The following is a 23,288-nucleotide window of genomic DNA, read 5'->3' on the forward strand; positions in this document are numbered from 1 at the left end:
TAACTCCAAATAAGGATATAAGGAATTAAATATGCCATTTGTTAACATCAAACAATCATTCTCTGAGTGGCAAGAGCGTCTAAATACGCTCGCCAATCATTCAGGCTTACACTCAATCCTGATCATGGAGTCAAAACCCGACACAATGGAAGTTGTCGTTGCCAATGAACAACCTATTTATAACGTGGGAGACTGTGGTCCCAAAAGTCGGCAGCCAGGTTGCCACGAACTGTATTGCGAACGTGTTGTCGATACTGCGCAGCCGGTATTTATCCCAGATGCAAGTATTGATGAAGAATGGAAAGGCAACGAAGATTACGTGAAATTTAATCTCGGTGTTTATCTTGGATTTCCATTGATGGCTAAAGGGGTTGTCGTTGGGACAATTTGTGCCCTAAATGATAAAACATTTGATTTTAACGAAGGTTCACCATCGGTATGCAGTGAGTTAGTGCAATTGAAAGCTGATATCGAATTAGCATTCTAATGATGCTCAACGTTAGCAGCGTATAGTATGTTGCTAACGTCCTTAACGTCCTTATTAACGCTAATTTTGCATTTTTTTTTACTGCTATATAGCTGTTAATCCGCATTTCGTCACCTTTTCAATGATCAAACGTTTCATTAATTCGTTTAAAATTATCTAAATCCAAATACGTTGCGATAGTATGGTTCTTCAAATCGCGTTACGTTAACCCTGCTAAAGACCATAGATATATTATTGATATAACTAACTTTATACTCCTTATTATGTAAAAGGTATAAGCAAACTGTTCCTGATTTAAGCTAACTGCTACTTTTCGGTCAAAAAACGACTTAAACCAAGCTAAATGATTAAATTTAATAGGTTTTTTTAGTAAGTGTGGTGTATGCTGCCTAATTCATAAATGAACAGCGCATTCAATACTTAAGATGAAAATAATTATCGTTACTGTTTGTTATTAATCAATAAAATTGAGATGACATTATGGATTTGATCCCCTCTCTATTACAACAAATGTGTGTTTACCTCGTGTTCGCTTATCTACTCAGCAAAACACCTATTTTCATGCCTCTATTAAATATATCCTCACGCTGGGAGCATAAGCTTAGCTGTTATCTTTTATTTTCGATATTTTGCATCATGGGTAGTTATTTTGGTTTGCAATTCCAAGATGCAATAGCGAATACCCGCGCAATCGGCGCTGTAATGGGGGGGTTATTTGGCGGCCCTATTGTTGGATTAGCCGTCGGCATGACAGGCGGTATACACCGTTATTTCATGGGTGGTTTTACTGATCTAGCTTGCGCTATTTCGACATCAGTAGAAGGCTTGGTTGGTGGTATTTTTCACGTATATCTGTTACGTAAAAATAAAATTAACGACCTATTTAAACCACAAGTCATTTTTTTCATTACCTTGATTGCAGAACTAACACAGATGGCAATTTTACTCGCGGTCGCCAAACCTTACGATCAAGCACTAGAACTGGTCAGTCAAATAGCACTACCGATGATCACCGCAAACACGATTGGTGCAGTCTTATTTATGAGTATTATCGAGGATAGAAAATCTATTTTTGAAAAGTATTCAACCGCATTTTCACAACGCGCATTAAGAATTGCAGATCGCAGTGTAGGCATTCTTAATCAAGGTCTTGATACTGAAAGTGCGAAAACCATAGCAAATATTCTTTATGAAGAAACGAATGTCGGTGCGATAGCTATTACAGATAGGCACAACATTCTAGCCTTTGTTGGTATTGGTGAGCGACATCATAAAGCGAATGTGCCCATTTCAGATTACACTCAACAAGCGATTAATGAAAACCGCATCGTAGACCTAAACAGAACAAATATCTACCAATGCCCTATTGATAACAAATGCCGATTAGGCTCAGCATTAATCTTGCCGTTACGTAATGGTGACAATGAGGTCGTAGGCACAATTAAATTGTACGAACTACACCGAAAGCTACTGTCTAATATCAATATATCGATGGCAAAGGGGATCGCACAATTACTGTCTAGCCAGATATTACTTGGTCACTACCAGCAGCAACAAACACTATTAACACAAGCTGAACTTAAATTATTACATGCTCAAGTTAACCCACACTTCTTATTTAATGCGCTAACAACAATTAGTGCTGTGACACGTCGTGATCCAGATAAAGCCAGGGCTTTGATCCAGCACCTGTCACAATTTTTCCGTAGTAATCTTAAACAGAACATTGAGTCAGTAACCCTACGTGAAGAGCTATCTCACGTAAATGCTTATCTGACTATTGAACAAGCCCGATTAACAGATAGATTAACGGTCAATATTGATATCGACCCAGATTTGATGGATATAAAACTACCGAGTTTTACTCTACAACCCCTCATCGAAAATGCCATCAAGCACGGTATTTCAACTATGTTAGGAGCCGGTAAGTTAGAGATATACAGTAAAAAAACAGGTAAAGGCACCCTTATTTTTGTCACCGACAATGCGGGTACATATGTCACAACAAAAGAAGATTCAAAAGGGTTAGGACTGAAAATAGTAGATAAAAGACTGATTAATCATTTTAATGACAGTTCAAGTTTACAGATTTCAAGCATAGCAAATAAGCTAACTCAAATATCATTTTTGCTACCGATAAGCACGATAACAATTAATAATAAGGAACACTAGCTCATGCTTAATGCTATCGTCATTGACGACGAACAGTATGCTCGTGAAGAGTTAATCGAATTATTACATGAAACCAAACAGATTCGAGTAATTCAACAAGCAGAAAATGCAATCGAAGGCTTGCAACTCATTAACAAATTAAAGCCCGACATTATATTTTTAGATATTCAGATGCCACAGATTACGGGCATTAAGATGCTCTCGATGCTTAATCCTGACAATATGCCTAAAGTTGTGTTTTCAACAGCATATGATCAATATGCTTTACAGGCTTTTGAAGAGAACGCTTTTGATTATCTGCTTAAGCCTATCGACCCCGTGCGCTTACAAAAAACGGTAGACAGGTTAGTCAAGTCAACAACACCGCAAAACTACACTGGGATAGAGCATAAACAATTGGCGCAAGTTCCTTGCACTGGTCACAACCGTATTCTCATTATAGCCACTGAAGATATTGAATTTGCATACAGCGGATTATCTGGTGTGTACATTAATACCGGCCAGCAAGAAACAACGAGCCAATTAACATTGAAGGTACTAGAAGAAAAGACCCCTTTAATTCGTTGTCATCGCCAGTACCTTGTTAATCTAAAAGCAATTAAAGAGATCCAACTATTGGATAATAGTTTAGCTGAGATCGTGACGACAAGTGGTAAAACGTTACCCGTAAGCCGCCGTTACCTAAAACTATTAAAACAAAGCTTTGGTATTGTATAAACATTCGGAATTCAACAGCAAAAAAATAGCCTTACCACGAAAGTGAGTAAGGCTATTTTATGCTAAAGACTGAATATAAAGAAACATTACTTAATGTGTAGAAGCACTTCTTTCACCCCTGCCAGGCTGATCTATATCCAATCTCCTTTGCATCCTTGTCAGCAACAGTGCTGTACGAGTTTAATTGATGGACGCAAGCCACCAAAAAAAATACAACAAACTCATATAGATCTCCTTATTTATATGGGCGTAATTTTAGTAAGATAGCGCTATATTAATAGTGTTGATTATGTCAGTGGTTGTATGGCGAGTTAAGTGGTCGATGTTACCGGTAAAATCGGTCAATTGTTGAAACTAATGGTTACATTGAACATTAAACGGCAGACATAAAAAAAGCCCTTAATCATATGACTAAGAGCTTAATGCACAATTAAGGCAAACGTTATTTAATTAAGTGACGGTCACTATAAATTAAGCACAACATTTTTTGTATTTTTTACCACTGTCACATGAGCAGGGATCATTACGGTTAGGCGTTTTTTCGAATACAGTTGTTTTTGGCTTATTTAACATACCGTCTAAATCACGGGTGTTTTCTTCTTTGTCTGCATTTACTTCAATGTTCGCAACTAATTTAGTGTCAGCTAAAATCACTTCAATTTCAGTTTTACGCTCTGGTGTTTGCACGGTCAAATTTAAAGGTGACTCGTCAGTTCCAAGCTTAATATCACGTTTAGTGTTATAGCCAGATTTAACGTGATTTAATCTCGCGTCAATACGACCTTTGAAAAACATTTTAGACATCTGCAGTTCCTAATTTTTAAATATTCTTAATTCAGTGGGCTCTTATACTATAAAACTGCCATCTTTTAAACACTAGGCCAGTTAATTAATTAAAACCGTGTCTATATCGCTAAAGGTTTCGTTATTAATGCCGTTAACTAAGTTAATTAACGCATAATGTTAAACAGTAATTATAATAATTCAAATTAAAGTGCTGATTATTACTTAAATCCAGCAACATTTTACATTTGAATTCCCTTATCGATAGGCCAGGACAATACCCTAATGAATTTCAGTCAATTTAGTATCAAGCAAAAACTGATCATAACTATGATTAGTGCCGTTATTACCGCGACCTTACTCGTCGGGTTCGTGAGTCAAAACCTAGCCAAAGAAGTCATTGAAACACGCTTAACCAATTCTGAACTGCCTGCTAAATTAATGCAGATCCGCAATCAAGTTGATAAAGAGATATCAAGCTTACAGCAGGCAGCACAGCAAGTGGCGAGCAACCGATTTATGCTTGAGTTATTGCAAACAGAACGAACCCCTGCGCAAGAAGCACAGCTTGTGCAAGTGCTTAACGATGTAAAAAGCCAATATCAGCTTATTGATGCTTCCTTTGCTAACCGTATAACCGGTGACTACTGGAATCAAAACGGGTTTTTACGTCAGCTGAATCGTCAACAAGATGACTGGTTTTTTGACTTTACCAACAGTAGCCAGCAACAGTCTGTGAGTGTATTTAAAGAAAGTAACGGCGAGATGAAACTCTTTATTAACTACCAGCAACGTAATGGGCAAGGCATGTCTGGTCTGTCAAAATCCCTCGATGAAATGGTCGATTTTATCAATCAATTTAAGCTAGAGCAAAGTGGTTTTGTTTATCTGGTGGATGCAGCAGGCATGATCCGTCTACATAATGACAGTGCGCTTATGGGTAAGACTAGCCTAATGCAACAATATGATAGCCAAGTAGCCACTTCCCTACTTAAAAAAACGGCGTTCAATCTAGCGGAAACAACCGTGTCGGATCATAAAACATTAATTGCCAGTAGTTATATCCCATCAATGGATTGGTATGTGATTGCCGAGTTACCGACCGAGGAAGCATTTGCCAGCTTAGCGCAAGCCAATAACAAGATCATGTTATGGACATTTGTCATTGCCCTTGTTTTTACTTTCATCGCTATCTGGTTAGGTAACAACATTACGCGTCCAATTCAACGTATCGCAGGTGTATTTTCTGAACTGGGTAATGGTGACGGCGATCTGCGTCAACGCATTGAGATTCAAGGACAGGATGAAATTGCGCAATTGTCACTGGGCTTTAATAGCTTTATTACTAAGATCCACGATTCAATGCAAGAAGTATCACGCACAGGTGAAGCGCTCCAGCAGGCCGCAGCAGAAGTGGCAGGCCAAGCGCAGATCACTTTAGATAATAGCCATGAACAACGAGACCGCACCTTTCTGGTCGTGACTGCAATTAATGAAATGGGCGCGACAGTTAACGAGATCGCGAATAACGCATCAGCGGCAGCCGTGGAAGCCCAGAATGCAGAAGCTGAAACCCGAGATGGTCAACACGTTGTAACCCAAGCTAGTGATGTGATTAACCAGCTTGCAGGTGATGTGGACGAAGTCAGCCGAGTTATCGATTCATTAGCCAATAATACCCAAGCGATTGGTGGCATTTTAGAAGTGATAAGCAGCATTTCAGCGCAGACGAACCTACTGGCCCTTAACGCTGCGATTGAAGCGGCGCGTGCAGGTGAACAAGGACGTGGTTTTGCCGTGGTTGCAGATGAAGTGCGTAATTTAGCAAGCCGAACCGATCAATCGACCAACGAAATTCAAATAATGATTGATAACTTACAAAATGAGGCCAGCAGCGCAGTAGCTGCTATGCTAAAAAGCCGTGAGTTAACCACACAGGGCACAATCGCGACAACCGATACCTCGACAGCATTAGTGTCTATTGGTGAGCGTATTGGCCATATTTCGGACATGAACACCCAAGTAGCAACAGCAACAGAAGAGCAATCAACAGTGGTCAATGAAATCAATCAAAACATCGTTGAGATTAATGATATCACTCAGTGCACAGCAGATACTGCAGAAGGCTTAGCGAAGTCAAGTCATGCATTACGCGATCTTTCGATGCGCCTTGGTGATATGGTGGGTGTATTTAAGTTATAGAAAATTAGGCTAATTTAACTATATTAAAAATACCGCAAACATAGCGTTATGCGGTATTTTTTGTTAAATAACGTTGAGTGTCGCGACTAATTCCTTGTTACGCACTTCAATTGACTCTAGAACAGCTTTAATCATGGTTTGGGTTAAGTCATCTTTAAGCTTATATACAGGCATTTGATTAAGCACTGGATTTACCACTTGCTCTGCCATTTGGATCACTTGTGGTGTAAACAAGTCTGGCATACCTTCAACCTTAACTTCATGCACCTTCATATTTGTTACGTAGAACGCCGATGTTTCTGAATTATAACTCAGTGATCCCGTTAGTCGCGTATGACCACTGTACTCTAATCCAGCCATTAATAGTTTAACATTTAATTGCAGCTCAATTTCATTCTTATCTTTCGCTAGTGCCAATACAGGTTTGCTCAATTCAACCGTCAAAAATGAAGTTTTTCTCACTAGTGGCATGACCGTCGCGACTTTCTCTTGCAGCTCTGCTTCGCTAAATTTAACCGTTAACGCCTGTGCGGGTAATACAAATGTGCACATTAATAACAAGGTGATGATTAACTTATTCATACCAGTTTTCATTATTTAACACTCTCTAGTTCGGTATTACTCTGCACTTCGCCACTAAAACCAACGCGATTATCACCGACAGAATAAGCGACGATTTGGCTAAGTTCTTGCAGACTGTAACCCGATTCTAGGCGCCATTGGTTAAAGGTGTTTTGGATCGTGGTTAAACTACGTTTGGTCATGAGCCCACCATCGATGAGTTGATGCCCACGAAAATAAGCTTCAACATCGCTGCTCAAAATAAACGTATCTTTACCTAATCGACGCAATGCATATGGGCCGGTATTACCACCTAAACGACTGCCGTGTTTTTTCATATATTGCCATAAACCCACAACATCATCGGCTGGCCATTGTGCTAACCACTTCGCAACAGAACCATGTTCGTCACAGATATCTTTGAGCCACAGCGCGTTATCACGTACTGTTTTTACCTTGGTATAGTTACGAATTATTTTAGTATCAGCCGCTTTACGCTCTAACATATCGTCAGGCATTAAGATTAGCTTATCAATATCAAAGCCCCAGAACACCTCTTCAAATCCGGCCCACTTAATTTCAATAATCCGCCATACAAACCCTGATTTAAAGATCGCACGAGTAAACTCAGCCAACACGTCACTGTTTTGTACAGTAACGAGTTCGGCATTTGTCAGTGGTTGCGATAATAAATACGCTAACGCCTGTTCTCCGCCCTTACGTTCCGCGGCACGGTGGTATATTTTGTCGAATGATTCCATGAGTGTTTATAACCTGTATCAATATATGTCTGTAGTTTATCGCAATTTTGATCTGGCCAGCAACGCTAAAAATAAATTACTTTCATTTACTGCTTAACTTTAAATAAAACAATCAGTAAAGCGCTCGCCCCTAGCACGGTAACCGCAATCGTCCACAAGCCATTATATTCTAAAATGACGGCACAGGCTGCGGCAATACCAGCAAGTCCTTGTTGTAAAAAACCACATAACGCCACGGCATGGGCACCATTTTTCGGGTAGCTATTCACCGCGATAGCCATGCTATTAGGAAACAATACCGCTTGACCAAAAATAGTGACCACATAAAGAATCAGATAAATGGAAAGTAACAATTCATTTTGATATTGCTCTCGAAAATACCAACATAAACTGAGTATTAATGTCGAGATAAACACAATGCTCGTTCCTATCAGGAGCATTTTTTTACTGCCAATCCGTTTGATAGTTCGATTCACAAGTAACGCTCCAAAGAAGTACGAGGCACCAATGAACAAACCAAATAAGCCGAGATGTTGGGCGTCTAAATTGAACTGCTCTTTAAATACAAACGGGCTAACCTCTTGGAGTGTCACTATGATAGCGAACCCAAAACCACCAACAAGACAAGGCCAAAGGAATGAAGGCGTTTTAAGGATTTGATAATATGACGCCCACATTCTGCCAGTATTACTTTCAATCTGCATATCTAAAGGCGCATATTTAGTGAGTAAAACAGCGCATACTCCCAGTACGGATAATATAACAAACCCTAATCGCCAATCGGAATAATGATGTATCAGTCCCCCTAAAAACTGACCGCCCCCCAAGGCTGCAACGAAGGCGATTGATAATAGCGACAGTCGTTTAGTCAGTTCTTCACCTTGCCAGTTATCTCTTACCAAGATCCTTGCAATAATAACGGTGCCACCAGCTGCAATACCTTGTAATACCCTAAGCGAGAGTAACTGCAGTTCTGACTGGCTAAAACTAAGCAGCGCGCTAGTCACGATAAAAAGACACAATGAAATATTTAAGGGTAAACGTCGTCCATATCGGTTAGCCGCCTCGCCCCAAAAAAGAACCGGAATAGCCGCACCAATCACAAACAGAGAAATAGATAATTCCATTGTACGACGACTCAACCCTAATTCTCGCATTACCTCAGGCAAAGCAGGTAAGTAAATGGTCGTCGCCATTTGCGCCATCATGACAATCAGGCAAGCTAACAACATAACTGCCGATTTAGACTTGATATAAGGGATCTTCTGGACGATCATTTCGTTATACATACTTACCTCTAGATTACATTTATTAACACATAACTGTTAACACCTTGTTAACCTAGCACGCCACATGTACATAACCCACCACTTTTTGAGTAATATACCTAAATCAACAATTTACTATAAAACTCAAAATAGACGCTTCACATCAAGCGGCTTTTCGCTATTTAGAAGCAAATCCGGATATTGATAATAATAGAATTGCTGTATTGGGGTCTTCTGGTAGTGGGCCTGCATTACTGGAATTTGCACTCAAGCAACCTAAATTAAAAGCCGTGGTGGCACGTTGTTCATTAGTTGATGGACCATTAACTAATGACAAGCTATTAGACGTTATTCCAAGTATGTCTGTCGATGCGTTAATTGCACGCTTAGGCGGTGATCCTAGTGACAAAACTTACTACGCCAATAATGCGGCTAAATACTCGTTAGTCACCAGAGGTTATTTTGATGGCCGCGCTAGAATTGATACGCCACTATTAGCGATTAACACCCATAAAGACCCTGTAGCTATGCCTGAAGACGTTAAAAACACAGCAGCCTTATCATCACAAGGTAAAGCGGTATTCTTTGGTAAGGCCGGTCACTGCCCTGATAGTGAAGAAGCCAGTGATTATGTTATTAACTTCTTAACGCAGAATATTTAGTACTTTAAGGTAACAGCTACAAGGCTACATCATAAACATAACAACGGGCTCGAGGTTAAGCCTGAATGATAATACAACATTGTTCAGGTTTAACCTGTCTTGCTCGGTGACTGTCCAGTGGTAGCCCGCACTGATTGTGATGGCCGAGTTAACATGGTATTTAACCCCCACTTTAAATTTTGTAGCGTTATAAATAGATTGGATAGCATCCACTTCATGATCGAGGTTCACCAGGTCATAGGATACATTAAAATCTATTTCATACTCAGGTGACGTCGAATACGTAACACCCAATACTGGTGATGTTAATATTGCAACGGTTTTATCTTTCTCTTGCCCTTCAACTCGCGCAACTAACGCACTTACACCAAGGTTAACCGAACCATATATCTCTGCATATTCATGAACCCTAAATGTTTTAGCTAAACCAACCAGGATATCTGTTGATTTAGCCGAGGCATTACTGACTTCTGATATGTCACTTTTTTTATCAATGAATGTTTTAAAATGTACATCTTCCGACATTTCATTTTCTGTATTCAACGTCCATGTGTCTTCTGCATAGCTCAATTCAATATTACTATGGTAAAAAGACTCCGCGGCAGCCAATGGGCTTAAAACAACTAAGCTCGCCGCAGATAAAACAGATTTAATCGACATCAATGTCTACTCATCACTTAATTAAGGTATAACCTTATTATCGACAGGCAGAGCAATTACTCCAGTTAAAATAACAAAAACACGCAACTTAATGAAAAATAAGGCGTGTTTGTATTCTCTAAATGCTATTTATACCAGCGTTTAAATATTAGTGATGTATTGATCCCACCAAAAGCGAAGTTATTAGTCATCACGACATCAGTGTGTATCTCACGGCCTTCACCGCGAATATAGTCAAGATCGCCACATTCAGGCGCGATATTATCTAAGTTGATTGTCGGGGCGAACCAGTTGTCTTGCATCATGTTGATTGATGCCCACGCTTCAATTGCGCCACAAGCACCAAGGGTATGACCTAAATAACTCTTTAATGAGCTGATTGGTTTTTTACCTAACGCATTGGCAGTGGCGATGGTTTCGGCAATGTCGCCTCGGTCCGTTGCTGTACCATGGGCGCACACATAACCAATTTCATCGATATCAATCTTGGCATCTTCCACCGCTTGTTCAATGGCTACTTGCATAGTTGCCGCGGTTGGTTGGGTCACGTGTTTACCGTCAGAGTTACAACCAAAACCAATGATCTCAGCATAAACCGTCGCGCCACGCGCAAGGGCATGTTCCAACTCTTCTAGAATCAGCGTACATGCGCCTTCACCAATCACCAGGCCATCACGATCAGTATCAAATGGTCGCGGTGTGAGCGCAGGTGTATCATTTTTAACACTTGTTGCATACAAGGTATCAAATACCGCCGCTTCGGTAATACAAAGCTCTTCAGCACCACCAGCAACCATCAAATCTTGCCGACCAAATTTAATCGCTTCATACGCATAGCCAATGCCTTGTGAACCCGACGTACAGGCCGAACTTGTGGTAATAACACGTCCCGTCAAACCGAAGAATACGCCTACGTTTACTGGTGCGGTGTGTGACATAGTTTGGATATAACTGGTCGCCGTTACGCCAGACATGTTACCCGTGTCCATCATGCGGCTAAAATTAACCAGTGGTTCAGTCGACCCCACAGATGAACCGTACGAAATACCCGTGCGACCATCGGTTAATGCTGGGTGGTCTAATAATTGCGCTTGATCTAACGCCAACTCTGTTGCACGTGTCGACATTAATGATACGCGCCCCATTGAGCGAACTTGTTTACGCTTATAATGGGCTGGTTTTTCAAAATGCAGGACAGGTGCTGCTAAGCGGGTATTAAGCCCATCAAGATAATCCCATTCAGGCATCACTTTAACAGCATTTTCACCTTTTTCTAGACCAGCTTTAAACGTCGCCCAATCGTCACCAAGTGCAGTGACCGCAGACATACCTGTAACAACAACTCTTCTCATTAGATTAGCCCACCGTTTACAGAAATAACTTGGCGAGTGATATAAGCCGCACAATCAGACATTAAGAATGACACTGTACCTGCCACTTCTTCCGGTTTACCCATACGTTTTAATGGGATCATTTTTTTGATTTCATCGAGCGGTAAGTCATTGGTCATGTCTGATTCGATTAACCCTGGAGCTACACTGTTTACAGTGATCTTACGTTTTGCTAGCTCAAGCGATAACGCTTTTGATGCCGCAATAATACCGCCTTTTGCTGCGCTGTAATTCACTTGACCACGGTTACCCATGAGGCCAGAAACAGAGGCCATAGTAACGATACGGCCGCCTTTTCTAGCGCGTACCATTGGCATTACCGTTGGATGAATCACATTGTAAAAACCGTCTAAGCCAGTACGGATCACATCATCCCAGTCTTCGCCTTCCATTGATGGGAATGCCATATCACGCGTAATACCCGCATTACACACCACGCCATAATACGCGCCATGTTCAGCGATATCCGCTTCGATGCTTGCTTTTGCCGCGGCTCTATCGCACACATCAAATTGTAATAAGCTCGTGCTTTGACCCAGTTCAGCAATTTGAGCACAAGTATCCTGCGCCGCTTCAACGCCAGAACGGCAATGAACCGTAATATCAAAACCGTCTTTTGCTAATTGCAGTGCGATCGCTTTACCCAGTCCACGACTTGAGCCTGTTACTAGAATACGTTTACTCATGATTATCCTTTAAAAATTGTGCGGGATCCTGCGGTTGGAATACATTGATTTTAGCTTTTGCTAGCACCGCATCGTCTTCATCTTTTATAACGCAATCAAAAACACACAGTCCTGATTCGTCTTGAATTAGTTTTTTGGCTTCAATTAACAAGGTTTGCGCTACTTTAAATACCCCCACTTCGGCGTTATATTTACGAGAACCTAATAGAAAGCCAATTTTCACCTCACCAGCATCATCCAGTGCATGCGCACCACCATAAGCCGCGATGGTTTGCGCCATATATTCGCAGCCGACATAACTTGGTACGCCTTGTTTCGCGCAATCAAAGAAAGGTATCGTGGGCGTAATAGTCACTCGGCAACAGACGTTTTCGTCGTCATAACTCACCAACTCATCAATTAAGATCATCGGTGCGCTATGCGGTAAGACATCTGCTATTGGATATTTGATCACTACTGTAGATTGGTTCACTGCTGTTTTCCTATCACTAAACTGATATTGTTACCGCCAAAAGCAAACGAATTACTCATGCAGGTTTGTAACTTATTCTTAGCAGTACGATCGGCATTGGCCTTTGCATCCACTAGGTTTATCGCAGCAAGGCTGTTATCTACCTCACCATCGCTCACATTGCTCGGTACTTTATGTTCTGGGTTATATTCATCATGAAGTAATAACCAACAAATACCCGCTTCTAATGCACCTGCTGCGCCTAACGTATGGCCTGTCATGCCTTTTGTTGAACTACACAATACTTCGCTGCCACAAGCGTTAAACATAGCTTTGGCTTCCATGTCATCATTCTTTGGTGTGCCAGTACCGTGTAGATTGACATAATCTATTTGTGAGCCTTGTAACTGCGCTTCGACCAATGCTACTTGCATCGCCCGTAATGCGCCCTCACCTTCTGGATGCGGCGCTGATAAATGGTGGGCATCAGAGGTTTCAGCCGCCCCTAACAATTGAATGCCACCTTGCTCTTTGGTGACGACAAATAACGCCGATGCTTCACCGATATTAATACCATCACGGTCTGTCGCAAATGGGTTATTCATTGCAGTCGCTGTTGAGGCCAATGCTTTAAAGCCATTGACGGTAAGCTTTGCTAAACTATCAACACCACCGGCAATAACCACATCAGCTAAGTCAGCATCCAGTAATGCCTGTGCACTGACTAACGCTTTACCACTGGATGAACAGGCTGTCGAAATACTATAAACCGGTCCTTTAGCCTGACATAAATCCGCTATAAACTGCGCTGTGGTACCCATTTCCTGCACTTTATAATGATAGTTTTCTGGGTATTCGCCTGTCGCCATTTTTTGCTTTAATGCTTGTTCGCCGTATTCAATACCTGAAGTACTGGTACCAATCACCACTGCGATACGTTGTTGCCCAAACTCAGTTATCAGCGGCGCAAGCGTATCGGCAATTTGTAAATAAGCCAACTGACTAAGCTTATCATTACGGGTGAGTATTTTATCAAAAGTTGCATCAGCGACACGACCCACATACTGAGGTTCTGCAATTGGCAACTCGCTATCAAGTACCAATCCACCTCGGTAACCTTTTAGTAGTGCAGCAGCGACAGATGCTTTCGAATCACCTAAAGCACATACCACACCAAAATCTTTTAGACAGATACTCACAGTGACACCTTACTTAATTCTGTTATTGTTATTTGATAATCGCGCAGTAAATGCTTAAGGATATAACGATTATCGAACTTTTCGACCGTCAAAATGACCTGACCATCTTGCGTTAATGTACGCGTCCAATCTGTTGAGATTTGCCCCTCATGATTGCTAAATTCTTCTCTAAACGAACCATTGGTCGCTGACTGTAATTGCGCCAACGGCCAGTTAACCCATTGCAGATCTGCGATCACATAACCGATATCTAATCCCGGTACAGGCACATATTGGTTAATCACAGCCTCGCCATTCACGCTCCACAATACATCAAACAACGGAATACCTGAGGGTGTCATCGCCACCAATTTAATTTGCGTTTCAGTAAATTCGACTTGTGCTAATAAACTTTGGGTTTCACCATTAAACTCGGCTTCAATTAATTGCGTTTTCGCCTGCATCTGTAATGCTTCTGGTGGTGCAGTAAGTTGTAAGGTGACACCCGGTGCCATCGCGACTAAATGGCTTTGTTGCATACTAATACAGCCAGTTAATAATAAGGCCGTTAATAACACAGCGCTTAATCTCGGCAAGCTTAGTCTCGGCAAACAGGTCCACTTCATTTTACTACCTCAATACTGTTATTACTCACATCGTCACCTCGACTTTCTGTCTCAACTTGTTTGGTACTCAGTACCGTGACTTGTTTTGCACTTAATGGCGATAATAGAAATACTAACAAGATCCCAAACATAACAGTTAAGCCGAAACTTTCTACTGCAGGTGTCACACTTAAGGCAAGTACACCAAATACCAGCGCAGATGAAATGGCCGATAAAGTTATCGCTAAAACGGTATTACGCTGCAATCCGTGTTCTTGATAAAAAATAACATAATCAATTGCTAAAGCGAGAATAAGTAATACCGCTAACAAATTGAAAATATTAAGATGGCCTAAGCTTAATTGCGTTAATAGCAAGGCACCGCCAGCACTGACCATAATACTTAATAACCCTAACAAGCCTTGCATCAAGCCAAAACGTAAACACAGCACAATTGTCACCACTAATATCGCACCCGCGAACAGTAATAATAACGCTTGGCGATAATGACTTAATGCCGCAGACACTTCCGCAGGTTTATTATCAATACTCATGTCAGGTTGATCTGCGATCCATTGCTGTAAGTCAGTATTTAATGCCACACCTGAGGTTTCAACCCACAAGGCGTACTTCATCGCCGCTTTCTTATCTACACTCTCATCTATATTCTTGGCATCTTGGCTTTGATACTTATATTGATAAATGTACACCGCAGATAGGGCCTGTAATGGACCAGAATTAAACGCATCTAACGTTAACGGCTTAAATTCATCTACCGTATCAGTTAACCCTAAGATCGCTAATCCCTGCTGGAAAACCCGTTGTTGCTCAGCGTCTTTAAGCAGATCGTTGCTTGCTTGTTGTTTCGCAACGGACGGCAACAAGCTGGCAATACTCTTCACGGTTAAACCTTGCAGTTGTGAATGCTGTAATCGTGCAAGTAAGTCTTCTTGGCGTTGCAATAACGTTTCGCTGTCATCTGCGGTAATCACAATGCGTTGACTGTGTTGGTAACCCATCAGCTTCGCCATTTTGATCTCGTTATCAATCAAAAATGCGGGGCTGGAATTAAGCAACCGAATATCGTCATTAAAATTAATGTCATCGATGACGATCACACTGACTAACCCTAAGCTCAATACGACAAAGATGATACGGCGTTGCTGGTGCAGTCTTGTTAACCAGATATTTAGCTTATCTGTTAACGTCCAAACACTTGGCGTTACGCTGATGTTGCCACTTAGATTTAAATAAGGCAGTAATAGCAGCACAGTTAACAATGCGCCAAACAAGCCAAAGATCATGAATACTGCGACTTGACTCAATAAGGATAACGGCGACATGATTAGTGCAGCATAACCCAATGCAGTCGTGATAAACCCTAAGCACAAGGCGGTACGAATCGATTTAATACCACCGCGAGTATTACTATTACTATTACTATTACTATTACTAACACTGAGACTAACAAAGGCATGAAAGCAATAATCAATCACAATACCAATTAAGGTCACAGCAAAGACTAAAGTGAGTAAATGCAATTGATTGAATAAAGTAACGACCGCCGTTAATCCATAAATTACCGAGATGGCTAATACCAACAGTGACAGATTAACGGGCTTTGCACTGCGAAATACAGCTAAAATCATTAATAACACAGCTAATAATGAGATCACGCCAAAAGTCGACATTTCATATTCAGCTTGCTGACTGGATTCTGCAGTATGGAATAATACCCCACTATAAAGCACATCCACATCGAACTTGGTTTCTAATCTTTGAAACTCTGCCTGTAACTGCGTCGAAAATGCTTGAGTTTGCTTCACTGAGAAACCATCAACATTAACCTTAATAGGCATAATGTAATGTTTTAACCCATCTTTATTCACGACAATAATGCCCTGTTCAGTTTCAAACGATTGTAACTGGGTTAAACCTGTCGCTAAAAAATCAGCCAAATTCAATCGTGGGGAAATAGCTAAACTACCGCTAACGAACGGATCACTTACTTGCGTCAGTTTACCTAACACAAAATTATTAATCGCTTGTGGATCGGTTAACAAGGCTTGATAGTCATCGGTCATGACACTGTCACGATAAGGCTGATAAAACGTAATCACATCGCTGATATCAGGGACTGTCATTGATTCGCTTTCAATGCCAGTAAACGACGTAATAGTATTGGCTAATTGGTGATAAGCAGGAATAGCTTGTTCACCTGAAATCGCCACTAATACCCGTTGATTCGCTTGTTGGAATAAGGCCGACTTGGCTTGGTTTATATCTTGCTTCTGACTTGCTTGCGCTTGGCTGTCAGTCGGTAATAACGACAGTATATTCGTCTCTATTTGCCATTGACCCCAACCAAGTTGATAGCCCGCTAATAGCAATACCACAACCAATTGCAGCAAGTAACATTTAAGTCCAAACTTATTATTGCAGACGCTAAAGTTAGAGTTGCTCACGAATAGCCTTTGGCAGTTCATCAACCGCAGTCAAACTAAGTTCAATCTCGGTACGGTTACCAGAGGTTTCAAATAATACTAAATGATCGACAGTATCCTTCCCACATAGCTCAATCACCCTCATCACTTTCGCTATCACCGCATCTTTCGGCGTTAATTCAATGCAAGTTTGGTTTGAAGATGCTGCTTTTGTTAATGATGTGGTCGCTAAGCTAAATTGAGTTTCGAGCGCAGCAAGATCACCAGACAAGGCGCTCATGAGCACGCTTGCAATTGGTGTCGCATTATTTATCTGCTTTTGCTGTTGACGGTGGTCGATGGAAAATAGCCCTTCCTCCTTGAGTATCATGGTCGAGGCAATCGGTTTACTGGTATGCCAGACAAAGCCTAAAGCTTGATCTAAAAACAGTTCACCACTGGAGATCACTGGATTCTTCAATACCGTGAAATACTTGTGTTGCACAAATGTGCCACTGGCTATCGCCAGCGGTTTAAACTGCGATAATAGTGCCAGTGGTGCTGCTGATCCTTTAATTTTACCCGAGCTTAAATCTTTAGCATCATCGGCAGCAAACACATTGCCAGCCAATGACAGTAAGAGCAGCAGTCGTAACCAACTACCCATTCAGTTCACCGTTTAACTTATCAGTAAAGACAGCAGGTGTCACAAATTGCAACTCTTGTGTTTCTAAATCAACAGCTAACTGAATAGTCGATGCTTTAGTTAACTTCTTACCTGTATCTAAGCAGGAGATTACATACTCCATTTTCAAGCGAGATTCCACTTCAACTAAATGTGCATCCACTTTTATCTTCTGAGCATAACGCGCCGAAGCAATATACTTCACGCGCATATCAACAATTGGCCACATATAGCCTGATTTACTCATATCTTCATAATCAAAATTCATTTTACGTAATAGCGCGCTGCGAGCGACCTCCAAGTAACGCGCATAATTACCATGCCAAACAATATTCATCGGATCACAATCATGAAACGGTACATCAATAATAACGGATTCTGATAACAGACTATTTTTGCTCATTTATGTATTACCTTGCTTGTATCTTGTATCTTGTATCTTGTTTTTTGTGTAAAGATTATTGATAAAGCGCCCAACGCTGCGTTTGAATCGCATCAATTGTAAAGCGTAATAGACTTTCCATTGGTCGGTCTTCTACTAATGGCTCGAAGAAGCTGCAAATGTCGTTATACATAGCTTGAACAGCGACAGGTAAACTTGCCAAATCTAACTCTTTACGTTCAATACGAATACGTAGGCCTTGTACTGTCGCCAATAATGTCGTCGCTAATACTTGCTCAGTCAACTGTAAAACACGCATTGCATCGCGCGAGGCAATCGTGCCCATACTCACTTTGTCTTGGTTATGACATTCAGTAGAGCGTGAGAAAACACTGGCAGGCATGGTTTGTTTTAATGCTTCTGCTGTGTACGCAGATGCACCAATCTGCATGGCTTTAAAACCATGGTTAATATAACGACGCGATTCATCACTCATCGATAAGTTTGATGGCAAGCCATTATTGTATTTGGTATCAACCAAAGACGCTAACTGACGGTCAGCAAGATCTGCTAAGTTAGCAACCGCTGTTTTCATGCTGTCCATAGCCATCGCGATATGACCACCGTAAAAATGACCACCGTGTAATACGTGCTCACCTTGGCCATCAATAATCGGGTTATCGTTTGCAGAGTTCAGCTCGTTCTCAATCATTTGACGGAACCAAGGCAGTGAATCTTGTAATACCCCAATAACGTGCGGCGCACAACGAATCGAATAACGATCTTGTAAACGGTCAGCATTACGTGGGTGTTCTGCATGATTCAAATCATTACGGATCCAGGTAGCGACTTGTTGCTGACCTGGGTGTGGTTTTACCGAAAATAAGATCTCATCGAAATGATGACTATTACCTTGAATAGACAAGCTCGCCATGGCAGTAATACGCGCCGCTAATTTAGTGAGGTAGTTAGCACGATCAAAGGCTAAACAAGCAACGGCTGTCATGACTGCCGTGCCATTCATGATCGCAAGTCCTTCTTTAGGTCGTAACACTAATGGCGTTAGCCCTAACTCTGCCATGACTTCGCCACTGTTGCGAATTTGGTCTTTATAATACACATCACGTTCGCCAACTAATGCGCCAGCAACATAAGATAATGGCGTTAAATCACCACTTGCACCCACCGATCCTTCTTGTGGGATCGCCGGAATAATATCGTGTTCTAAATAGGCCGCCAATAAATGCAGCATTTCCCAGCTTACGCCAGAATAGCCTTGTGCTAAAGAATTGAGACGGGTAGCCAAAATAGCACGACCTTCAACAGTGCTAAATAATTGCCCTAAGCCACAACCATGAAAACGAGTAAGGTGTAATGGTAATTCATGTACTAAATGAAGCGGTACTTTTACTGTAACAGAATCACCATAACCTGTGGTTACACCATAAATAACACCATCTTCTTTTAATAAGCTATCTAAGAACGCGAGCGCTGAATCAATCTTAGTCGTTAACTCTGGTGCATCACTGATACTGACATGCTTTTCTTGTTTCGCAATTGCAACGATATCTTCAATCGTTAAACGTGATTCGCCAAACTTAATTGTTGCTTTAGTGGTAGCCACTGACTTCTCCAAACTATTTCTTACGTTCTACTTTATGGTCTTCTTGCCAAAAATCAAAAAAGTTAAACCATTGATACGGGTACTGCAAACAAAAGTGTTCTAACCTTTGTGCGTATTGATTAATCAGCTCGCCAATATCGGCTTGTCTGGTTTTACGTGCAAACTTCAATTTATCTGATACATGTTCGAAGATAAGGCGATATTTGTCGCCGTCTTTCAAACAAAATAGATAATACACAGGGCATTCCAGCAAAGAAGCTAGAATAAATGGCCCTTGTGAAAACGGCGCTTGCTGGCCTAAAAATTCGGCATAAACCACGCGTCCAGGAGACGTCGTACTGGTGCGGTCTCCCACAATAACGACCTTCTCACCCGCTTCTACACGTTGTTTTAATAAAATGGCTAAATCAACTCCCACATCTGACACTTGAATGAAGTTAACATTCACATTGGGGTTAATCTTTTGCATTATTTTATTAAATTCAACGGCGTGATGAGTAAATACCAATACATTAATACGGGTTTTATACTTACCGACACTGAGCGTGCGACATACTTCCAGATTACCCAAGTGCGAGCCAATAAATACCGCGCCCTTATTATCTTCGAGTAATTTTTTAAATTTTGCATCATAACTGTATTGCACTTGTTCGATCGAAATCTTGCCAGTCCAAGCATCTATCTTATCAAATGCGCCTTGGGCAAAAGTATAGAAATGTTTGATACCTTCTCGATGACCCGGCTGTTTCGAACTGCCTTTACGCTTTGCAACTTTGCCAAGGTAATTTAAAGATGCATTTTTGCTTTCTCCGCCAGTAAAATAAAAATACACAATGACAGGGTAAAGAATAATAGATAAACCAGTACGGCCTAGAATACGGTAGCAAAGCAGCAGTGTTTTCATACCAATATAGGTACCGCGTTCTTGCATTTTTGACCAGTGAACTGTGGTAGTCATATCGTTATTCTGCCCTTAATCAAGTGTTAAACTTACGCAATAATAACTGCGGTAAACGTTTTAACATGCCAAAAAACAAACGCGTGTGCATCCATGAAATGGCCACATTATCTTCCCATAACCGGAAATGTGAAACGCCATTTTCAGGATAATTAACCTTGGTTGGTAAGAAGATCGTATTTACACTCTCCCAATATAAGCGCACCATAATTTCGGTATCAAACGCCATATATTCGCCAATATTGTTATTTTTGGCTAACAAGCCGAGCGTCTCAGCCAATGGGTATACCCGAAAGCCACACATGGTATCTTTAATGTCAAATGATAGTGTTTCAATCCATACCCAAACATGGGTTAAATAACGCGCATAATAGCGGTGTTTAGGCACAGATTCATTATAAATAGGTTGGCCACTGATTAACTGACTTGGCTGTGCCTGTGATAACTCAACTAGTTTATTGATATCAGTAATATCATGCTGACCATCGGCATCCACTTGAACAGCATGAGTAAAGCCCATACTATCTGCATACTTTAAACCTGTTTGTATTGCCGCACCTTTCCCCTGATTCTGCTCATGGCTAATCAAAGTGACATAACTGTATTTTTCCGCTAACGTCAGCATAAATACGCTACTGTCAGCATCGCTGCCATCATTAATCATGATCACAGGTAACTTGTATTCCGCCAAAGCCCCTAACAACTGATCAATCACTACCGTGTGATTGTAATTAGGGATCACAATACAATAACTCACAGACCACCTACCGTATTCTTTTCAGCGTTATATACAGCAACTGTTTCAGCAAAAATAAGTCGACCAGAAGAATGAGATTTAATATCACCGTTTGACGTTGTGGATTGATAACTAAACAGCACTTTTTCGGCTGATTTTTTAGTTAACGTCAGCACCACATCTTGACCCGGTAAGATCATTTCCTGAAACTTCAACACTTGAATATTCATCACATCAGTCGCGCCCATGACTAAATATTGCTTCGCATACTCTACCGCCCAGTGCAGTTGCACCACACCCGCTAAGATTGGCGCTTGGTCAAAATGACCTTTAAAATAGTCCAAATCAGTCGGGATATTCAACGTTAACGCAACCGTATCATCCGAACTATCTGCACTATCTGTTTTAACGTTATCTGTATTAAGAAATGCAGTACTCAGAATGGTTGCATCCACTTTCACTAATTCAGTCAAACAATTTCTCCAATTCTTTAATCACTAATTTACCTTGAGAATTAAATGGCATTTGCGCTGGATAACGCCATTTCTTAGGTAAACAGATTCGTTCAAACTCACCGAGTAAGTGCTGTTTAAAGCTATCATTCAATGACTTTTTATTTTGTTCGTTCAGTAATGCTTGCCCTTTTTCGGTCAATTCAATCACAGTCGCTAACACTTGTTTTTTCACGCCATCGAGTACGATCACACGCACTTCGTTAACCAAGGGGTGTTGTTGTAAACAACGTTCCATATGATCGAGATTAATACGTTTTTCTTCATGCTTCACAGTGCGGTCGGCACGGCCTAACATTTCAAAATGTTGTTCATCAATACGCTGAACGCGGTCTTCGGTGACGTAGTTAGCATCATTAATATAAGGTGATGTTAAGACCAACTGCGCAGTCTCAGGCATAATACGATAGCTAATATCAGGGAAAACCCGCCACGCACTTGGGGTTGAGTCTTGGCACTGTCGCCACGCTATACCACCTGTTTCTGTACTACCAAACACTTCAATTGGCGCCTGCGATAGTTGGGTAAATAATTCTTGAGCGACAGCAAACGGTAGCGGGCCACCAGAACTAAACACACCTTGTAATTGCGCTTTATTTGCCATCAAGACATTATCTAAACTCAGCCGTTTTAAATGCGCAGGGCTAGAGATCAATAACGCAGTTTGGCGGCCATTATCAACTAACTCTTTACCTAGCTCTTCGACCAAAAGCTGACTAATATGTTCAGGGTATTCAAAGGTATCATTAACAATTGCTAAGCCGGATTTTAACGGCAACAACAGCTTAAATAACAGCCCATAGATATGCTGATGGGATACTGTGCTTAATAATAGCTGTGAAGCATCTAGACGCACAGCAAAGGTGTTGATTAGTACATCGACTTCACAGTTAAGCTGACTAAACTGTTTCACAATCGGTTTATGCTGCCCGGTCGAACCTGATGTAAAGAAGGTAATTTGACAGTCTAATGGTGTAAACAGAGCAGATCTGTCTTGTAATGGCTGACTTTGAACAGCAATCACATCATGCTTAGCAATACTGTTCGTGTTAATCAAAGGCGCGTCGATTAATGCTACATTTATCGCTTCTAGTCCATCGACTTTAATATCACCGAGCGTAGCCTGACATTGTGGCGCGATATGCATAAGCGTTTGAGACTGTGCATTCGGTGGCATAACAATGTGACGACCTTCCAGTGCCAGAGCGAAAAAGCCAACGCTAAACTGATAAGTCGATTGATGAAACAGTAACACACTGTCTGCATCCATTTGGCGAATCATTTGTCTTGCATCGTGAATATCAGCACTAAACTGCTCAAAACTATATGCTTGCTTGTTAATATGAAAGCATATATCACGCTGACGTAGCGACAGTTCTGTCAT

General features: G+C 41.1%; 23 protein-coding genes. 5 read left to right on the forward strand and 18 right to left on the reverse strand.

The window, feature by feature from the left end:
• Positions 1-31: 31 nt before the first annotated feature.
• From HWV01_RS14680 to btsR, 3 genes are all read left to right on the forward strand, one after another.
• Complete coding sequence (locus HWV01_RS14680; RefSeq protein ID WP_211672250.1) at positions 32-487, forward strand: GAF domain-containing protein; 456 nt, start codon at positions 32-34, stop codon at positions 485-487.
• A gap of 480 nt (positions 488-967) precedes the next feature.
• On the forward strand, positions 968-2,659 hold the full coding sequence (locus HWV01_RS14685; RefSeq protein WP_211672251.1) for a sensor histidine kinase: 1,692 nt from the start codon (positions 968-970) through the stop codon (positions 2,657-2,659).
• A 3-nt stretch (positions 2,660-2,662) separates the two neighbouring features.
• Complete coding sequence (gene btsR / locus HWV01_RS14690) at positions 2,663-3,376, forward strand: two-component system response regulator BtsR (RefSeq protein ID WP_211672252.1); 714 nt, start codon at positions 2,663-2,665, stop codon at positions 3,374-3,376.
• Between the two features lie 471 nt (positions 3,377-3,847).
• Here btsR and HWV01_RS14695 read toward each other — a convergent pair whose 3' ends face one another.
• On the reverse strand, positions 3,848-4,180 hold the full coding sequence (locus HWV01_RS14695) for a PBPRA1643 family SWIM/SEC-C metal-binding motif protein (RefSeq protein WP_211672253.1): 333 nt from the start codon (positions 4,178-4,180) through the stop codon (positions 3,848-3,850).
• Positions 4,181-4,444: 264 nt separating this feature from the next.
• On the opposite strand from HWV01_RS14695, the gene HWV01_RS14700 reads away from it, so the two are divergent.
• Positions 4,445-6,361 (forward strand): methyl-accepting chemotaxis protein, encoded by a 1,917-nt coding sequence (locus HWV01_RS14700; RefSeq protein ID WP_211672254.1) that lies wholly within the window; start codon positions 4,445-4,447, stop codon positions 6,359-6,361.
• A 63-nt stretch (positions 6,362-6,424) separates the two neighbouring features.
• On the opposite strand, the gene HWV01_RS14705 is transcribed toward HWV01_RS14700, so the two are convergent.
• The 3 genes from HWV01_RS14705 to HWV01_RS14715 all read right to left on the reverse strand — a co-directional run bounded on the left by HWV01_RS14705 (position 6,425) and on the right by HWV01_RS14715 (position 8,972).
• Positions 6,425-6,943 (reverse strand): DUF1439 domain-containing protein, encoded by a 519-nt coding sequence (locus HWV01_RS14705; RefSeq protein ID WP_249185332.1) that lies wholly within the window; start codon positions 6,941-6,943, stop codon positions 6,425-6,427.
• An 11-nt stretch (positions 6,944-6,954) separates the two neighbouring features.
• Complete coding sequence (locus HWV01_RS14710; protein ID WP_211672256.1) at positions 6,955-7,683, reverse strand: DNA-3-methyladenine glycosylase I; 729 nt, start codon at positions 7,681-7,683, stop codon at positions 6,955-6,957.
• Between the two features lie 86 nt (positions 7,684-7,769).
• Positions 7,770-8,972, reverse strand: a complete 1,203-nt coding sequence (locus tag HWV01_RS14715; protein WP_211672257.1) for an MFS transporter — start codon at positions 8,970-8,972, stop codon at positions 7,770-7,772.
• Positions 8,973-9,166: 194 nt separating this feature from the next.
• On the opposite strand from HWV01_RS14715, the gene HWV01_RS14720 reads away from it, so the two are divergent.
• On the forward strand, positions 9,167-9,613 hold the full coding sequence (locus tag HWV01_RS14720; protein WP_249185553.1) for an alpha/beta hydrolase: 447 nt from the start codon (positions 9,167-9,169) through the stop codon (positions 9,611-9,613).
• Positions 9,614-9,637: 24 nt separating this feature from the next.
• Here HWV01_RS14720 and HWV01_RS14725 read toward each other — a convergent pair whose 3' ends face one another.
• The 14 genes from HWV01_RS14725 to HWV01_RS14790 form a co-directional block, all read right to left on the reverse strand.
• Complete coding sequence (locus HWV01_RS14725; protein WP_211672258.1) at positions 9,638-10,273, reverse strand: outer membrane beta-barrel protein; 636 nt, start codon at positions 10,271-10,273, stop codon at positions 9,638-9,640.
• Between the two features lie 125 nt (positions 10,274-10,398).
• The gene (locus HWV01_RS14730) at positions 10,399-11,625 is read right to left on the reverse strand and encodes a beta-ketoacyl-ACP synthase (RefSeq protein WP_211672259.1); all 1,227 of its coding nucleotides are present in this window, start codon (positions 11,623-11,625) and stop codon (positions 10,399-10,401) included.
• Positions 11,625-12,350 carry a 3-oxoacyl-ACP reductase FabG gene (gene fabG, locus HWV01_RS14735; RefSeq protein WP_211672260.1) on the reverse strand — a complete coding sequence of 242 codons (726 nt, stop codon included), beginning with the start codon at positions 12,348-12,350 and terminating at the stop codon, positions 11,625-11,627. The genes HWV01_RS14730 and fabG overlap by 1 nt, the downstream gene beginning before the upstream one ends.
• On the reverse strand, positions 12,343-12,804 hold the full coding sequence (locus tag HWV01_RS14740) for a 3-hydroxylacyl-ACP dehydratase (protein WP_371816362.1): 462 nt from the start codon (positions 12,802-12,804) through the stop codon (positions 12,343-12,345). The genes fabG and HWV01_RS14740 overlap by 8 nt, the downstream gene beginning before the upstream one ends.
• A 14-nt stretch (positions 12,805-12,818) precedes the next feature.
• A complete protein-coding gene (locus HWV01_RS14745) occupies positions 12,819-14,000 on the reverse strand; it encodes a beta-ketoacyl-ACP synthase (RefSeq protein ID WP_211672261.1) in 1,182 nt (393 codons plus the stop codon).
• On the reverse strand, positions 13,997-14,605 hold the full coding sequence (locus HWV01_RS14750; RefSeq protein ID WP_211672262.1) for a DUF3261 domain-containing protein: 609 nt from the start codon (positions 14,603-14,605) through the stop codon (positions 13,997-13,999). The genes HWV01_RS14745 and HWV01_RS14750 overlap by 4 nt, the downstream gene beginning before the upstream one ends.
• On the reverse strand, positions 14,602-17,049 hold the full coding sequence (locus tag HWV01_RS14755) for an MMPL family transporter (RefSeq protein WP_249185333.1): 2,448 nt from the start codon (positions 17,047-17,049) through the stop codon (positions 14,602-14,604). Before HWV01_RS14755 ends, HWV01_RS14750 begins: the two co-directional genes overlap by 4 nt.
• Positions 17,036-17,674, reverse strand: a complete 639-nt coding sequence (locus HWV01_RS14760; protein ID WP_211672264.1) for an outer membrane lipoprotein carrier protein LolA — start codon at positions 17,672-17,674, stop codon at positions 17,036-17,038. The genes HWV01_RS14755 and HWV01_RS14760 overlap by 14 nt, the downstream gene beginning before the upstream one ends.
• Complete coding sequence (locus HWV01_RS14765; RefSeq protein ID WP_211672265.1) at positions 17,667-18,095, reverse strand: thioesterase family protein; 429 nt, start codon at positions 18,093-18,095, stop codon at positions 17,667-17,669. The genes HWV01_RS14760 and HWV01_RS14765 overlap by 8 nt, the downstream gene beginning before the upstream one ends.
• 55 nt (positions 18,096-18,150) lie before the next feature.
• Complete coding sequence (hutH, locus tag HWV01_RS14770) at positions 18,151-19,698, reverse strand: histidine ammonia-lyase (RefSeq protein ID WP_211672266.1); 1,548 nt, start codon at positions 19,696-19,698, stop codon at positions 18,151-18,153.
• Between the two features lie 13 nt (positions 19,699-19,711).
• Positions 19,712-20,656: an acyltransferase gene (locus tag HWV01_RS14775; RefSeq protein WP_211672267.1), complete on the reverse strand. Its 945-nt coding sequence runs from the start codon at positions 20,654-20,656 to the stop codon at positions 19,712-19,714.
• Between the two features lie 19 nt (positions 20,657-20,675).
• Positions 20,676-21,413 carry a glycosyltransferase family 2 protein gene (locus HWV01_RS14780; RefSeq protein ID WP_211672268.1) on the reverse strand — a complete coding sequence of 246 codons (738 nt, stop codon included), beginning with the start codon at positions 21,411-21,413 and terminating at the stop codon, positions 20,676-20,678.
• Positions 21,410-21,865: a hypothetical protein gene (locus HWV01_RS14785; protein WP_211672269.1), complete on the reverse strand. Its 456-nt coding sequence runs from the start codon at positions 21,863-21,865 to the stop codon at positions 21,410-21,412. Before HWV01_RS14785 ends, HWV01_RS14780 begins: the two co-directional genes overlap by 4 nt.
• A complete protein-coding gene (locus HWV01_RS14790; RefSeq protein WP_211672270.1) occupies positions 21,858-23,288 on the reverse strand; it encodes an AMP-binding protein in 1,431 nt (476 codons plus the stop codon). Before HWV01_RS14790 ends, HWV01_RS14785 begins: the two co-directional genes overlap by 8 nt.

It is taken from the genome of Moritella sp. 5 (genome assembly GCF_018219455.1).
Lineage (GTDB): Bacteria > Pseudomonadota > Gammaproteobacteria > Enterobacterales > Moritellaceae > Moritella.

Excerpts from the sequence above, each read along its gene's own strand:
- HWV01_RS14695 (WP_211672253.1), bottom strand. The coding sequence starts at position 4,180 with ATGTCTAAAATGTTTTTCAAAGGTCGTATTGACGCGAGATTAAATCAC.
- HWV01_RS14715 (WP_211672257.1), bottom strand. The coding sequence starts at position 8,972 with ATGTATAACGAAATGATCGTCCAGAAGATCCCTTATATCAAGTCTAAA.
- HWV01_RS14685 (WP_211672251.1), top strand. The coding sequence starts at position 968 with ATGGATTTGATCCCCTCTCTATTACAACAAATGTGTGTTTACCTCGTG.
- HWV01_RS14710 (WP_211672256.1), bottom strand. The coding sequence starts at position 7,683 with ATGGAATCATTCGACAAAATATACCACCGTGCCGCGGAACGTAAGGGC.
- HWV01_RS14700 (WP_211672254.1), top strand. The coding sequence starts at position 4,445 with ATGAATTTCAGTCAATTTAGTATCAAGCAAAAACTGATCATAACTATG.
- HWV01_RS14775 (WP_211672267.1), bottom strand. The coding sequence starts at position 20,656 with ATGACTACCACAGTTCACTGGTCAAAAATGCAAGAACGCGGTACCTAT.
- HWV01_RS14725 (WP_211672258.1), bottom strand. The coding sequence starts at position 10,273 with ATGTCGATTAAATCTGTTTTATCTGCGGCGAGCTTAGTTGTTTTAAGC.
- HWV01_RS14760 (WP_211672264.1), bottom strand. The coding sequence starts at position 17,674 with ATGGGTAGTTGGTTACGACTGCTGCTCTTACTGTCATTGGCTGGCAAT.
- fabG (WP_211672260.1), bottom strand. The coding sequence starts at position 12,350 with ATGAGTAAACGTATTCTAGTAACAGGCTCAAGTCGTGGACTGGGTAAA.
- HWV01_RS14680 (WP_211672250.1), top strand. The coding sequence starts at position 32 with ATGCCATTTGTTAACATCAAACAATCATTCTCTGAGTGGCAAGAGCGT.
- HWV01_RS14750 (WP_211672262.1), bottom strand. The coding sequence starts at position 14,605 with ATGAAGTGGACCTGTTTGCCGAGACTAAGCTTGCCGAGATTAAGCGCT.
- HWV01_RS14730 (WP_211672259.1), bottom strand. The coding sequence starts at position 11,625 with ATGAGAAGAGTTGTTGTTACAGGTATGTCTGCGGTCACTGCACTTGGT.
- HWV01_RS14765 (WP_211672265.1), bottom strand. The coding sequence starts at position 18,095 with ATGAGCAAAAATAGTCTGTTATCAGAATCCGTTATTATTGATGTACCG.
- HWV01_RS14790 (WP_211672270.1), bottom strand. The coding sequence starts at position 23,288 with ATGACAGAACTGTCGCTACGTCAGCGTGATATATGCTTTCATATTAAC.
- btsR (WP_211672252.1), top strand. The coding sequence starts at position 2,663 with ATGCTTAATGCTATCGTCATTGACGACGAACAGTATGCTCGTGAAGAG.
- HWV01_RS14705 (WP_249185332.1), bottom strand. The coding sequence starts at position 6,943 with ATGAATAAGTTAATCATCACCTTGTTATTAATGTGCACATTTGTATTA.